The following is a 14,986-nucleotide window of genomic DNA, read 5'->3' on the forward strand; positions in this document are numbered from 1 at the left end:
TTTTATAATGTTTTATGGGCTTTGTCCTTCAAAATCCCTTTTACATCATAGAGGACGCCATTATCAATTAAAATATCATCATAATCTAATTCCCCAAATTCTTTATGTGCAACAGCTAGAACTACTGCTTCATAATTATTTTTGGGTAAAGAAGTATACGTTGTAAGTTGATATTCATGTGCTACTTCTTCACTATTTGCCCAAGGATCATAAATTTCTACATCTATACCATAATCCTGAAGCTGATAGATTACATCTACTACTTTGGTATTTCTAACGTCTGGGCAATTTTCTTTAAAAGTAATACCCAACATCAAGAGTTTTCCACCTTTTACCTTCACATCATTCTTTAGCATGAGTTTTACCACTTCTTCTGCGACAAATTTCCCCATGCCGTCATTTATTCTTCTTCCGGCTAGAATAATTTCTGGATGATAACCCATTTCTTGCGCTTTTTGCGCTAAATAGTAGGGATCTACCCCTATACAATGCCCACCAACAAGCCCGGGTTTAAATGGAAGAAAGTTCCATTTAGTACCTGCTGCTTCCAATACGGCATGGGTATCTATATTCATTAGATTAAATATTTTAGCCAATTCATTTACGAAGGCGATATTGATATCACGTTGTGAATTTTCAATAACCTTAGCTGCCTCAGCCACTTTAATAGTAGGAGCGAGGTGAGTACCTGCTGTAATTACAGAAGCATATAGTGCATCTACTTTTTTTCCAATTTCTGGAGTAGATCCAGCAGTAACCTTCAAAATTTTTTCTACTGTATGTAATTTATCTCCAGGATTAATTCTTTCCGGGGAATATCCAGCAAAAAAATCTTCATTAAATTTAAGACCGCTAACTTTTTCTAATACAGGAACGCACTCATCTTCTGTAACCCCTGGGTAAACAGTAGATTCATAAATAACAATATCCCCTTTCTTGAGCACCTTTCCAACCGTTTCACTTGATTTGTAAAGTGGTGTAAGGTCTGGTCTGTTATTTTTGTCTACCGGTGTTGGAACCGTTATTACATAATAGTTACAATCAATAATGTCTTCTATGTGATTACTAACATAAAGTCCTTCAGATATTTGAGGAGAAGGTTTTAATACTTCTTTTAAAAGACCCGAAGTTATTTCCAGAGTACTGTCATTACCCTCTTTTAATTCAATAATACGTCCTTCGCTGATATCAAAACCAATTACGGGATATTTAGTAGCGAAAAGACGAGCTAATGGCAAGCCTACATAACCAAGGCCAATTACAGCTATTTTAATCATTTTTTTTACCTATTTGAAAGTATTCAAAACCTTTTTCTTCCAGATTTAAACTACTGTATTGATTTCTTCCATCAAAAATGATAGGATGTTTGAGCTGTGTTTTTAACTCTTCAAAATCAGGAGACCTAAATTCTTTCCACTCAGTAAGAAGTATCATAGCGTCTGCTTCTTTGAGTGTATCGTATTTAGATTGACAATAATTAATTCCATTTAAATCTTTTAAATAAAAATGAGAGGCTTCTTCCATTGCTTTAGGGTCATACGCATTCACTTTTGCACCCCTTTTAATCAATTCATTAATCACATAAATAGCAGGTGCTTCGCGCATATCGTCTGTTTCGGGTTTAAATGCAAGTCCCCAAATAGCAAAAGTTTTTCCTTCTAAGTTTTCACCAAATCTATTAACTACCTTTTGAGCAATCACCAGCTTTTGTGCATCATTTACTTCTTCAACAGAACTAATAATTTTTGCTTTATATCCGTTTTCTTCTGCTATTTTCTTTAAGGCTTTTACATCTTTTGGAAAACAAGAACCTCCATAGCCACAGCCAGGATATATAAAACTATAACCAATTCGTGAATCAGACCCTATACCAATACGAACCTGATTGACATCTGCCCCAACCAATTCACAAATATTAGATACCTCATTCATAAAGGAAATCTTGGTAGCGAGCATTGTATTTGCTACGTATTTAGTCATTTCTGCAGATTTTACATCCATTTCAATAAATCTTCCTGTATTTAAAAGAAAAGGCGAATATAGATCTTCCATTTTCTTAAACGCATATTCATTATCCGCACCAATCACAACACGATCTGGTTTCATGAAATCTCCAATTGCTGCTCCTTCTTTGAGGAATTCAGGATTAGAAACTACATGAAACTCAATATCTTCATTTCTTTTGGCAAGTTCTTCTTTAATTACAGCACTCACTTTATCACCAGTACCTACAGGCACTGTAGATTTATCAACAACAATTAACCTGTGTTTCATTTCACGACCAATTTGTCTTGCGACTGCCAATACATATTGAAGGTCTGCAGAGCCATCTTGCCCCATAGGAGTTCCCACAGCGATAAAAGCGATATCAGCTTTATCAAGCCCATCACTTAGTTGTGTGCTGAATTTAAGATTACCAAGCTTTACATTCTTGGCTACCATATTATCTAATCCAGGTTCATAAATGGGTATAATACCCTGATTTAGTTTTTCTATTTTATTTTCATCAATGTCAATACAGGTTACTCTATTTCCCATTTCAGAAAAACAAGTTCCACTTACTAAACCTACATATCCGGTTCCAATGACAGTCAAATTCATTTTTACTTATTTTAGATTTGTCCAATACCATTTAACGGCTTCTTTTAAGCCGGTTTTTATATCAAATTCAGGTTGATATCCCAATAATTTTTTCGCTTTGTCTACAGAGGCAAGAGAATGAGGTACATCTCCTTTGCGTTCAGGCCCATACTTTATAGGTACATTCTCTATTTCTGGATCATAGGCAGACAGATATGTTTTTAAAAGTTGCGTGAGTTCATTCAAATCTGTACGTTCTCCATACGCTACATTATAAACATTATTGAATGCTTCTTCATTTTCTGTAGCCAAACATCTGAGATTCATTTGAACCACATTGTCTATATAGGTAAAATCTCTTGAAAATTTACCATCACCGTTGATAACTGGAGACTCATGATTAAGAAATTGCAACACAAACTTTGGAATAACTGCTGCATATGCTCCATTAGGATCTTGTTTTCTGCCAAAAACATTAAAATATCTTAAACCAATAGTATTTAAGCCGTAGGTTTTGTTAAATACATCTGCATACAATTCATTTACATATTTGGTAACAGCATAGGGAGATAGCGGTTTCCCAATAGTATCTTCTAATTTAGGCAATGCTTTTGAATCACCATAAGTAGAAGAGCTTGCTGCATATACAAACCTTTTTACACCGGCATCACGTGAAGCAATTAACATATTTAAAAAACCAGAGACATTTACATCGTTACTGGTTATAGGATCATTAATAGATCTTGGTACAGAGCCTAAAGCAGCCTGATGTAATACATAATCTACATTATTTACAGCGCGTTTACAATCTTCTATATTTCTAATATCACCTTCTATGAACGTAAAGGATGGATGATTTAAAAATGGTTCTATATTGACTTTCTTTCCTGTCGCTAAATTGTCCATACAAATTACTGTATTTTCAAGGTCCAGTAATTTTTCACAGAGGTTAGAGCCTATAAAGCCAGCACCGCCTGTTACCAGTACTTTTTGATGCGTAATCTCTTTGGGTCCTGATTTGTTCATTAGTTCGTTATCGATAAAATAAGGGCAAATATGGTTAATAACATATGAAATATAGAATTATCTATATCAAGTAAGCATTATTAACGATGAAATTCACATTTGCCTTTTATAGTGTGAATAAAATTCTTTCTTTAGGTTTTAAAAACTGATACAAATGTATTGCAATGGTTAATTTTTCTGATAAAAATCTTGATACCATGCGACAAACTTTTTCACACCTTCTTTTACAGATGTATTAGGATGATAATCGTAGTCTTTTATCAGTTCGTCTACGTTTGCCCAAGTTCTTTCTACATCACCAGGCTGAATAGGCATCATGTCTTTTTTGGCTTCTTTCCCTAAATTGTGTTCAATTTCATTAATAAAATCCATCAATTTAACGGAATCATTATTACCTATGTTGTATACTTTGTATAGTTTACCAGCTTTTTTTCTATCTTCTACAGGTTTTTCAATAATCCTTACAACGCCTTCGGTAATATCATCAATATAGGTAAAATCACGTTCCATTTTCCCATAATTAAACACTTTAATAGGGCTATCTTCTGTGATGGCTTTAGTAAAGAGAAACATTGCCATATCTGGTCTTCCCCAGGGACCATATACGGTGAAAAACCGAAGCCCAGTAGATGGAATATCAAATAAATGTGAATAGGTATGCGCCATTAATTCATTACTCTTTTTGGAAGCGGCATACAAACTAATAGGATGGTCTACACTATCGCTGGTAGAAAAAGGAATTTTTTCATTAAGACCATAAACACTTGAGCTACTGGCATAAACCAGATGTTTAATAGCATTATTTCTACAACATTCCAGAATATTTAAGAAACCTACAATGTTACTGTCTATATAAGCTTCAGGGTTCTCAAGGCTATAACGAACTCCAGCTTGGGCTGCAAGATTACAAACTACATCAAATTTTTGTGTTTGAAATAATTCTGGTAGTGCTTCACGGTCTTCCAAGTTCATTCGCACAAAATAAAACTTTTTTGCAAGTGTTGAACTTAGACAAAGTTTATTGAAAGTCTCCGCTTCTTCCCGATGAATTCCAAGCTCCTTTAGGCGTGCATACTTGAGATTAATATCATAATAATCATTTATATTATCTATTCCCACTACTTCATGGCCTTTTTCAACTAATACTTTTGAAACGTAAAAGCCAATGAATCCTGCCGCTCCGGTAACAAGTATTTTCATAGTTTATTGTGGTTTAAGTTTTGATTTTAAATTAATAAGAGTTGTATTCTTTTTAAGTGATTGTCTGATGTAATTCCCAAAGGGCTTTTCAATATACTTACTGATAATAAAAGAGATAGCCAACATGACAATTATTAATAAGCTAAGTAATACCCATTTATTGAAATAGGTGTGCAAATTATTAAGTGCTATAAAACCAATATTTTGATGTATAAGATATAAAGGATACGTGAGTACTCCTAAACTTAAAAAAGCTTTCTTATTTAAAAACTGTAGTTGGTTTATGCTCACTAAGAACATAAAAATATAAAAAACTGTTACTAAGACAGCAACCGTAGTGTAAGAGAAAATCCCGTGATACATCTCATTGTAATGGTCTGCCTTAAGAAAGGCATATTGAACAGAAGTTATATAACATATTAGTATGGGGATAAAATAGTATTTAACCTTGTTTTCAGACTTTATTAAGAAGAAAAACATTCCTGCAATAAAATAACTACTCCATCTTGGAAAGCTAAAGTAATAAACAACTTTTAAAGGTAATGGTGCATCACCAAATGGCAATACTAGTTGTAAAATTGCGATTCCTAACAACAGATAAGCAAAGATTTTGATATATTTTATTTTATTAAAAAGTAAGATAAAACCAATTAGAATATAAAACTTAAGCTCAACCAACAAAGACCAATATACGCCGTCAACGTATGGAATTTCAAAAAAACCGTTTAGCATGGTAATGTTGAATGCAACCTGACTAGGAGTTACACTAAATCTTTCACCACCAAAAAAAACTACTATAAAAGTTGTTAATGCAATACCTACCCAATAAGCAGGATACAGTCTGCTGAATCTGGAAATACAAAAATCCACGATATTTGATTTTTTTGCAGACATGAGAATAACAAAACCACTTATAATGAAAAACAGGTCTACTCCAAGATACCCATATTTAGAAAAACTTTCTAAAGGCTCGTATTGCACTACAGACATGTCGTCTTTTGCAAAACCACGAAATCCATAGTGATAGAAAACCACATAAAGGGCGGCAATAAATCGAAGCAGATCAATATGATATAATCTGTGACGGGCTTGTTTTTCCAACTGGTTTTGATACTTGATTTTGAATACTAGCGCAAATATGAAAAAAAAGGATGAATTCCTTAAAATTCTTATGTTAATCGGGGCAAAATCCCCGTTGAAATTCACTAATTAACTTTTGTCTGCAAAAAGGAAAGAACGGTTGAAAGCTTATAAATTCATTCAAGTAGATTTTGTATATTAAAAGGTGCTAACATTTCATGTCCCCCTTCAAATATGATGAGATGTATATTTTGATATTTTTTTTCTAAGAAGATTTCACGATCCGCAATACTTCCATAATTCATAACCTTAGTTCTTTTCTCCAACAAATGCGCTTTTTCCTTGTCTGAAACATAGGCTGAAGAAAGCTCAACTTCCTGATCTTTTAAAAGTTTGTTGTAAAAATTAATCGTATGTGTAATTGGAACGCTACCAGTTATTCCATCATAGATTCCCGCATATAGATAGATTTGAGCATTCTTTATATTCGGAGAGCTGCTGGGCCAATACAATGGAGATCTTTTGACAGCTTTTTGTAGATTAATTTCTTCCCCTGAATTAGTGCATAAAAGAATGTCATTAGCAAAATTACCTTTGTTAATCTTATTTTCCCGGTACCATGCTTCTAAATCTGTAACTGGAACCCACGCAGAAAATTTACTGATTGGATGTTTAGATTTCATAAGCATGCATAAAGTGGCGTAACCCCCACCGCTGGCACCTGTAATGTATATTTTATTTGTATCAACATTGGAATTTTTAACAGCAAAGTCTATGGCATCATCTATGGCTTGAATTACCTCATCACTACAGCAGGCTTGAGGTGTTGTATTGGCACCTTTAAAATCAGGATGAATATAATTTATGTTATATTTTTGTGCCAGAGCAGCCAAGGCATCGTATTCTGAAAAATCACCACTCCAAGTATGTAGACTTACTAATAAAGGTCTCTTTTTTTGAAAGGTACTGGAATAAAAGTATGCTTTTTCGGCTTCCTTTTTATCAGTTTTAATAGTAATAACTTTAAATTCATCACCCCATCTAGCGGTTGTAAAAGCATTTTTCCAATGGTAAATTTTTTTAAAGGGTTTACGAACTTTTTGCCAAATCTCTTCATTATGGCGCACATAAATACCAGAGAAGAATACACCTATTAATAAGATTAAAATAAGTAGTAACCGAAATACTTTTTTTGCAAAAAACAGTGATGGCATTTTTTGATAATTAATAGCTAAAATTAACGCTTTCTTTTAATCAAAGCATCACTTATAGTTATTTTGTCAAGATGATTAAAGGTGTGGGTGGCCAAAATATCTTTTTTCCACTTAGGATTAACGGTATGAATAATCTCTTGTTTATAATGAACTTCATCCATACTGGTAATTTCACAAAAATTAGTTCCATAGCCATAATAATATGAACAATTTTGAGCAGGGCGAACTAATTTTTCACCCAATTTAAATAAACTTCCAGCAGGTCTTGATTGTTTTACATCTGAAACAATTGGATTAAGAGGGTGTGGCTTCCATTGGGTTGAGGTAATTTCTTCTGCAGAAAATAAAAACAATTCACTATGTTTAGAACCTCCTTTATACTGCTTTATATTGGTTAGCATCCAATAAAGGCCATCTTTTTTATAAATGGTAGTATCTACGGCAACAACATTGGTCATTAAAGTTTCTACCAGTTCCCATTTTAGTGGAAAATCGGTACAAACATATAACTGAATATCCCTATTATTACTTGTTTCAGGAATCATAAAAAGAACCCCATCTTCTTCAAAAATAAATGGGTAAGACAAATGATAGTCTTTAGATAAAATTGTTTTTGGTTGTGTATAGTTACCTTGTTCATCTATTTCCATAACGGCTAGTTCTCCCAACTTTCGTTTATAGATTAACTCTTCTATAAACAAATAATACTTTCCGTTTTTCTTATAAAGAAAAGGATCTGCCCAGAAGCGGTCTTTTGGAGGAACAATTCGTTTGTACTTTGTAAGATCCAGTTCAGGAACTCCGTTCTCTGAGGCATGAAATAACAATGTCCATTGGTTGAAATAGAATCTACTTAGAATTAATTGTTTAATTTTTGAAAAACCACTATTCCACAAATGCTTTAAAATGAGTTGGTTTTTAGGGTATTTTTCTGCAGATTCATTTAAGTATTCTGGAACTTCAGGATATTTTTCAATTGCCTTTTTGAAAAAAGTAGCTTCTCCTGTAAGATAGAGATTTCTAAGCGCAGTAATTACTAACGGAAAAGTTTGCCAGAGTATGGCATTCACATTTCTTGAGTAACTCAAACGATCTGTACAAGCAAAGGTTTTCGCTAGAATTAGAGGCGTAGCATGATCACTTTTTTGACAACAAAGCGCAGCACCAATCTCTGGTTTTTTATGAAAGAGTTCCCACGCTCCAATGGGTTTGTAGAAAGGATGATTTACATCTGCATGAATAAAATACCAAATACCATATTTACTAAGTGATAAAAGAGGTTCCGGAAGTCTTAAACTGGTAAGATTAATAATTACATCCAATTCTTTTGCCATCATTCGCTTTACGTCTTCTTCCTTGCAAAACTGGCATGTCATCGTCTCGGAAAATAAATCATTTCCATCAATGAGTTTCGTTGCATCTGGTTTGGGTTGAAAAATTTTCTTATCCAACTTTTTATACAATTTCCAAAACCAGGATTCTATATGTTCTTCAGAAGAAGCCATATTGGCAGGCCTTTTCACCTCAATCTTAAGAGCGGTCTCTAGTAAAAAAGATTTATTAAGCTCAGAAACAATGGCATGTTGCCATGCTGTTAGAAGACTATTTTCAGAAACTATTGCAATACGTAACCTTTTTTTCATAAAGAATAAGCGAAGCTATTAACTAGCAAGATTTAGGGGACTTATCTATACTTAAGCATAAATAGTTTAAATAATTCGTTTTACCAAAACAAATAGAACAACTTATACATGGAATCGATGTAATGGTATTAATTTAAGATCAATTTACCTTTGAGTTACTTTTATTATGAACGTAATATTGCTTAAATTTCCAATTCCAACTTAAGTATTTCCTTAAATGAAATGTAGTTTACAAGTAGTTCTATTCCTTTTTTGCCAGTTGGTTTGGTCACAATCCAAATATGCTTCTGAATTCGGATATAATGAAAATGATGCTACGCTGGCATTCACAAAAGCCCTGAATTCTGCTTATGATACGATCATAATAGATAAACAAAATAAGGATTGGATTCTTTCTCCAACCGTAATAAGCAATATTCATCATAAAGTGATTATGTTAGAATCTGGGGTCGTATTAAGGGCTAAAAAGAATGCTTTTAAACGAAAAGGAGATGTTTTGCTAAAGTTTTTGAATTGTTCTCATTTGCAGCTTTTTGGCTACGGAGCCTCCTTAGTAATGAACAAAGAAGAATATACAGATGGTGAATGGCGAATGACTTTGAGCCTTATAAATGTGAATACAATTAGTATTAAAGGATTAAAATTCGCAAATAGTGGAGGAGATGGTATTTATATAGATGGATGGAAAAAAGGTGATTTTTCTCAAAATATAATAATTGAGGATATTGTCTCTGAAAACCATAAAAGACAAGGGATGAGTATAATAAGTGCCCAAGATGTATGGGTAAAAAATGCTATTTTCAAAGATACTAAAGGGACATTGCCCGAAGCAGGTTTAGATTTGGAACCCGATGATCCAGAAGACAGAATGGTAAATATAAATTTTGAAAATTGCAAATTCATTAATAACAATCATTCAGGAATTGTATTAGGTCTTAATAAATTGAATAGCAGCTCTATACCGGTAAGTATAACTTTTAAAAATTGTTACCTAAGTATGAATCATATCCCTGAAAATGCCTATGTAGCAGCAGAAATAGTAAGTGCAGCTGCACCTAAAGATCCAGTTAAGGGTAGGGTGATTTTTGATGGACTCTTGGTTGATGGGAGTGATTGGGGAATACTCTATTCCCGTAAAATTAGTAAGGCTTATAAAGTAATTTTTAAGAATAGTACGGCTAAAAACATTTGTAAAAAACAAACAATGCCACCAGTATATTTGGAAGTTCCAGACTATTTTGCATCCTCGGGTCCGCTAGGCGGTTTTGAATTTGATAATCTTAAGGTTGATTATGAGGGTGATCTTCCATTCATGAAGGTAAGAGGAAGTTCATTACGTACCTTAAAAGGTGTAGAATCAATAGAAGGAACTGTTTTTACAAAGTTTTCATATCAGCAAAATATAGAATATGTAAAGTATAATCCTAATCAAAATAGAAATGTTTCCATTTCTTTTTTTTTAAGTAAAGACAACTGAGTTTAAAATCAATTTATCCTTAAAAACTTACCACACATCTGATTTATTTTAAGCAATAAAGGAGATCTAAATAATATTTTTAAATTCGCTCCTGTTAACCACAACTGAATACGGCTCCAGTTTAATCAAGAATCACAGAATGATCTTTAATTCCCTGGCATTTCTGATATTTTTTCCAGCAGTATTCTCATTATATTGGGCAATTCCTGCCCGTTTTGTCAAGCTACAAAACCTTTTGTTATTACTTGCAAGCTATTTCTTTTATGGATGGTGGGATTGGCGCTTTTTATCTTTAATAGCCTTTTCTACTGTTGTTGACTACTTTTTAGGAATAGCAATTCACCAACAGAAAAATCAAAAGAGACGCAAAATGTTTCTCATGATGAGTATGTTTACAAACTTAGGGTTGCTAGGTTTTTTTAAATACTTCAACTTTTTTATTGATTCTTGGGTTACCTCATGGCGTGCTTTGGGGTATGATATGCAATACAGCACCTTAAATATTATTCTGCCCGTAGGCATTTCGTTTTATACTTTTCAAACCATGTCTTATTCTATAGACATTTATAGAAGAGACCTTAAGCCTACTCGTAATTTTATTGCATTTGCTACCTTTGTAAGTCTTTTTCCTCAACTAGTTGCTGGCCCTATTGAACGTGCTTCTAATCTTATTCCGCAAATCTTAGTGAAGCGAGGATGGAATTATAAACGATTTAAAGACGGTGTTTTTCAAATTGCTGTAGGATTTTTTAGAAAAGTAGTGGTAGCAGATTCTATAGGAGTTGTTATAGATGGTATTTACAATAATCCTGAAATTCATAATGCTTCTAGTATTGTTATGGCGATCCTATTATATTCCTTTCAGATTTATTTTGATTTTAGTGGCTATTCAGACATCGCTATTGGAACCGCAAAGTTGCTTGGTTTTGATTTTAAAAGAAATTTTAATTTACCCTACTTCTCATCTTCAATTACGGAATTCTGGCGAAGATGGCATATTTCATTATCCTCATGGCTAAGGGATTATCTTTACATACCTTTAGGAGGAAATCGTAACGGGGTAGTTAAACAATATCGTAACCTTTTTATAACCATGCTATTGGGCGGTTTATGGCATGGAAGTTCTTGGAATTTTGTTATTTGGGGTGGCATTCATGGCCTACTATTAGGTGTGGAAAAACGATTCGGACTCGTAGCTGCCAAGTATAAGTTTCTCCAAAATCTACTAGTTTTTGTGATGGTGAGCCTTATTTGGGTATTTTTTAGAAGCGTGAGTTTTGAAGACTCCATTACCATATTTCAAAAAATAGCTTCTTCTGAGTATTTAATGCCCTATTATGGAAGTACCAATCGCATAGCGGGCTTGGCGTATGGTCTCTTTTTGGCATTATCAATGGATGTTTTTCTTTTCGTTCGCGGGTTTTCTTTAGAAACATTAGGATCTAAAATTTCAACCGTTAATTATGTGTTATTACTTAATTTTATAATAATTAATATAGTTTTATTTTTCTCTAGTGCCAGTAATTTTATTTATTTTCAATTTTAATCATGAAAAAAACAATTGTCTTAGCCCTTTTAATTCTTCTTGGCTATCTGGTTACAGACAGCATTGTTTTTCTTGGTTTACGCTATTTAGATAAAAATGTTTATACTGGGCAAACTTCTGGCAAAGTGAATCAATTTTTGGGTTTAAAAGATTCTGTGAACACCTTAGTTTTTGGCAGCTCTAGAGCAAATCACCACATAGATATTCTTGAATTAGATAGTTCTGCTTTCAACATGGGAGTGGATGCTACCAAAATTGGATATGCTGCTGCTTTAATAGAAACGCTAACCAAAAAGAATCAACAAATTTTTGTTCATATAGACCAAAATAGTTTACTGGATCCAGATAATTCATATACAGGAAAAGATTGCTTAAGTCTTATAAACTTGGTTGATAGGGAAGAAGGCATTAGAAGTGTAATTGAAGAATTATTTCCAGAAGAGTTGAGTATTTTAAAAATATCTAAGAGTTATGCTTATAATGGCAAAACATTAGGTTTTTTTAAAAATTACTTTAAACCTTCTTACGATTATAAAAAATATCATGGATATGATCCGCTAGTTCCTAATGAGACTCAAAAAGAGGTTTTTTTGGATTTATGGAATAATAAAGGAAGAGATTCTATAGGCTACAACCATATAATTGGAATAAATCCATTGGTAGAAAAGCTTATTGATAGAATTAAGAAAAAATGTCTTGAAAATGAATCTTCCTTGGTTTTCTTTACTTCGCCTACACTTAACCATATTAATCCAGCATTAATAGAGCGTACCCAGAACTTTTTTGAATCTAAGAATATTAGGTATTATGATTATACCTATGTATTCAATAATTTTAATCCAGAGTATTGGAAAGATTTCACGCACCTGTCCGCTAGAGGAGCAAATCAATTCACACTACATTTAAAATCAAACCTCACAACATATAATAAAAAACAAATGGATTAGTTATAATATAAGTTGCAAAATGTTAAATATTCATTAATTTTAGGTGCATGTAATCCATCAGCTAAGAATCAAGCGTATATCTTTAGATTAATAGCAATACTTATATATGACACCTGAAAAATTTTATTTTTTCCTTTCATTTTTTGTTTCAATTGAAAAAAATCGATGAAATGTATAAAATTATCGGTAAAATGTATATATTTGTGACAGCCCTAAAATCTTATACCTAATGAAGCAATTTATTTATTCTTTGCTCATGCTTGTTTTTTTGTTAGCATGTACAAACAGAGATGAGTTTCTTGAATCTATTTCTGAAGATTCAGAAGAACTTCCAGTAGATCCCCCAAAAGATGATGACTCTAACGACGATGAAGGAGATGGCTCTGGAGACGGAGAAGGAGATGGCTCTGGAGATGGAGAAGGAGATGGCTCCGGAGACGGAGATGGAGAAGAAGATGACGCCTATTATGGAGAAGTAAAAGCTTTTCCAACCGCGGAAGGCGCTGGTGCTTATTCTATTGGTGGACGAGGGGGAGCAGTTATTCCTGTAACCACATTAGAAGACGGTAATTATGAAGGTACTTTTCGTTGGGCTTTAAATCAACCCTATCCAAGAACTATTGTTTTTCGCGTGAGTGGACAGATTAATCTTAATTCAGGAATTTATATTTCGGGTCCAGATAAAGGGTATCTAACTATTGCGGGTCAAACATCCCCAGAAGGAGGTATTACTATAGCTGGTGATTACATCTATTTTAATAATATGACAGACATCATTCTAAGACATTTTAGAGTGCGGCAAGGTGCTGGAAAATCAAATGATGCTATCACTGTAACAGGCGTAAGACGCTTTATTGCAGATCACCTCTCAGTTAGTTTTGGAGGAGACGAAGCCTTTAGTGTAACAGATGGGGCACAAATTGTGGATGACGTCACTATCCAGAGATGCTTATTCGGAGAATCCAAAACAGGTAATATTATTGGCGCTACTTCTGGTAATGGTAGAGAAAACAATGCTGGTGATTTCTCTTTTCATCATAACTTGTCTGTTCATATAAGCCATAGATTTCCAAATACATCCGGAAATGGTAATTATGAAATAGCCAATAATGTAATTCATAATTGGAGATACCGGCTTACTCGAGTGGTGAGTGCACCTAAGTTAAATCATATAAATAATTATTATTCAAAAGGTCCTGCAACACAAAGCAGAATTACCACCATAATGAATAAGATTACGATTTCAAGTGGTGTTACGCCTCAAATTTATACCGCAGGAAACCTGGTGTTGCCTAATACATTAACAGACGAGAATGCTGATAATTGGTTTACCTGGACAGTTTTTGTAAATAGTGGAAACTATACACAAAATGATCCTGCTCCCAATAATATGAAAGTATCAAATGCTTTTCCTCCACTTGGAGTTCCCTTAACGCTTCAATCTGCTAGAAATGCTTACCAATCTGTTATTGCAGATGTAGGAGCCAATAGGCGACTGCTAGACGATGGTACGGTAGAATACAATCAAGATGATTTAGATAAACAATATATTCAAGATGTTCAGAATCAAACAGGTCCATCTGTATACAGAACAAGTGATCAATGGGTTTATCCAACTTTAAGATCAGGTGCACCTTATCAGGATTCTGATTTAGATGGAATGTCGGATGATTGGGAAATAGCAAAGGGATTAAACCCTAATGATCCAGAAGATAGAAATGGAGATGAAAACGGTAATGGATTTACCAATTTAGAAGATTTCCTTAATAGAATTGATTTATAATACTAGTGTAAAAATCTTAACAACATTGATAAAGCTTCATGTAAAAACATGGAGCTTTTTTATGCCTAAAAATTTTAAACCCAAAAAGGATATTTGAAAGCAGCAATCTCCTATATAATTTAAGTTCTTCGCTTAATACCTACTATAAATTAATACATTTTGGGCACGAATTATTCCTATATTTTGAAGATGCATGTCTAGAAATGTAAGGAGCTTCAGATAAGGTGATGCCTTAACTCTTAAGGGTATTTCCCCTCTTGAAAAGGTAGTTAACCGATGTTTATATGGTTTTTGCCGAAATAACCAAATTATCTTAATTGTACTACAAAACAATTCTTAAATTTAACATTAAGTTTCAAGTATTTGATTGATTAATAGCAGGAGTTAATTTAATACTTAGAATAATGATTCTAGACCTTAGTTATAAACATGATCAAAATCATTTGATTATTAAAAATATAACACTTTATTTACCTCAGGTGAAGGATTC

The 14,986-nt window shown here is 33.3% G+C and carries 11 protein-coding genes; 4 read left to right on the top strand and 7 right to left on the bottom strand.

The window, feature by feature from the left end; all coding sequences use genetic code 11:
- Nucleotides 1-2 precede the first annotated feature (2 nt).
- From WBG07_RS15160 to WBG07_RS15190, 7 genes are all read right to left on the bottom strand, one after another.
- Complete coding sequence (locus WBG07_RS15160) at nt 3-1,277, bottom strand: nucleotide sugar dehydrogenase (RefSeq protein ID WP_340202381.1); 1,275 nt, start codon at nt 1,275-1,277, stop codon at nt 3-5.
- Nucleotides 1,270-2,601 carry a UDP-glucose dehydrogenase family protein gene (locus tag WBG07_RS15165; RefSeq protein WP_340202383.1) on the bottom strand — a complete coding sequence of 444 codons (1,332 nt, stop codon included), beginning with the start codon at nt 2,599-2,601 and terminating at the stop codon, nt 1,270-1,272. The genes WBG07_RS15160 and WBG07_RS15165 overlap by 8 nt, the downstream gene beginning before the upstream one ends.
- A 6-nt stretch (nt 2,602-2,607) precedes the next feature.
- On the bottom strand, nt 2,608-3,606 hold the full coding sequence (locus tag WBG07_RS15170; protein ID WP_340202385.1) for an SDR family oxidoreductase: 999 nt from the start codon (nt 3,604-3,606) through the stop codon (nt 2,608-2,610).
- A gap of 168 nt (nt 3,607-3,774) precedes the next feature.
- Nucleotides 3,775-4,806 carry an NAD-dependent epimerase gene (locus tag WBG07_RS15175; protein ID WP_340202387.1) on the bottom strand — a complete coding sequence of 344 codons (1,032 nt, stop codon included), beginning with the start codon at nt 4,804-4,806 and terminating at the stop codon, nt 3,775-3,777.
- 3 nt (nt 4,807-4,809) lie between these two features.
- Complete coding sequence (locus WBG07_RS15180) at nt 4,810-5,907, bottom strand: acyltransferase family protein (RefSeq protein WP_340202389.1); 1,098 nt, start codon at nt 5,905-5,907, stop codon at nt 4,810-4,812.
- A gap of 155 nt (nt 5,908-6,062) precedes the next feature.
- Nucleotides 6,063-7,100, bottom strand: coding sequence for an alpha/beta hydrolase family protein (locus tag WBG07_RS15185; RefSeq protein ID WP_340202391.1), 1,038 nt, complete (start codon nt 7,098-7,100; stop codon nt 6,063-6,065).
- 23 nt (nt 7,101-7,123) lie between these two features.
- Nucleotides 7,124-8,743 carry a glucosamine inositolphosphorylceramide transferase family protein gene (locus WBG07_RS15190; RefSeq protein WP_340202393.1) on the bottom strand — a complete coding sequence of 540 codons (1,620 nt, stop codon included), beginning with the start codon at nt 8,741-8,743 and terminating at the stop codon, nt 7,124-7,126.
- 217 nt (nt 8,744-8,960) lie between these two features.
- Here WBG07_RS15190 and WBG07_RS15195 point away from each other — a divergent pair, with 217 nt between their 5' ends.
- The 4 genes from WBG07_RS15195 (at nt 8,961) to WBG07_RS15210 (ending at nt 14,496) form a co-directional block, all read left to right on the top strand.
- Nucleotides 8,961-10,220, top strand: coding sequence for a right-handed parallel beta-helix repeat-containing protein (locus WBG07_RS15195; RefSeq protein WP_340202394.1), 1,260 nt, complete (start codon nt 8,961-8,963; stop codon nt 10,218-10,220).
- Between the two features lie 139 nt (nt 10,221-10,359).
- Nucleotides 10,360-11,766 (top strand): MBOAT family O-acyltransferase, encoded by a 1,407-nt coding sequence (locus WBG07_RS15200; RefSeq protein ID WP_340202395.1) that lies wholly within the window; start codon nt 10,360-10,362, stop codon nt 11,764-11,766.
- A 2-nt stretch (nt 11,767-11,768) separates the two neighbouring features.
- Complete coding sequence (locus WBG07_RS15205; protein WP_340202396.1) at nt 11,769-12,713, top strand: hypothetical protein; 945 nt, start codon at nt 11,769-11,771, stop codon at nt 12,711-12,713.
- A gap of 229 nt (nt 12,714-12,942) precedes the next feature.
- Nucleotides 12,943-14,496: a hypothetical protein gene (locus WBG07_RS15210; RefSeq protein WP_340202398.1), complete on the top strand. Its 1,554-nt coding sequence runs from the start codon at nt 12,943-12,945 to the stop codon at nt 14,494-14,496.
- Nucleotides 14,497-14,986 lie beyond the last annotated feature (490 nt).

This window comes from Ascidiimonas meishanensis (assembly GCF_037782385.1).
Classification (GTDB): Bacteria; Bacteroidota; Bacteroidia; order Flavobacteriales; family Flavobacteriaceae; genus Ascidiimonas; species Ascidiimonas meishanensis.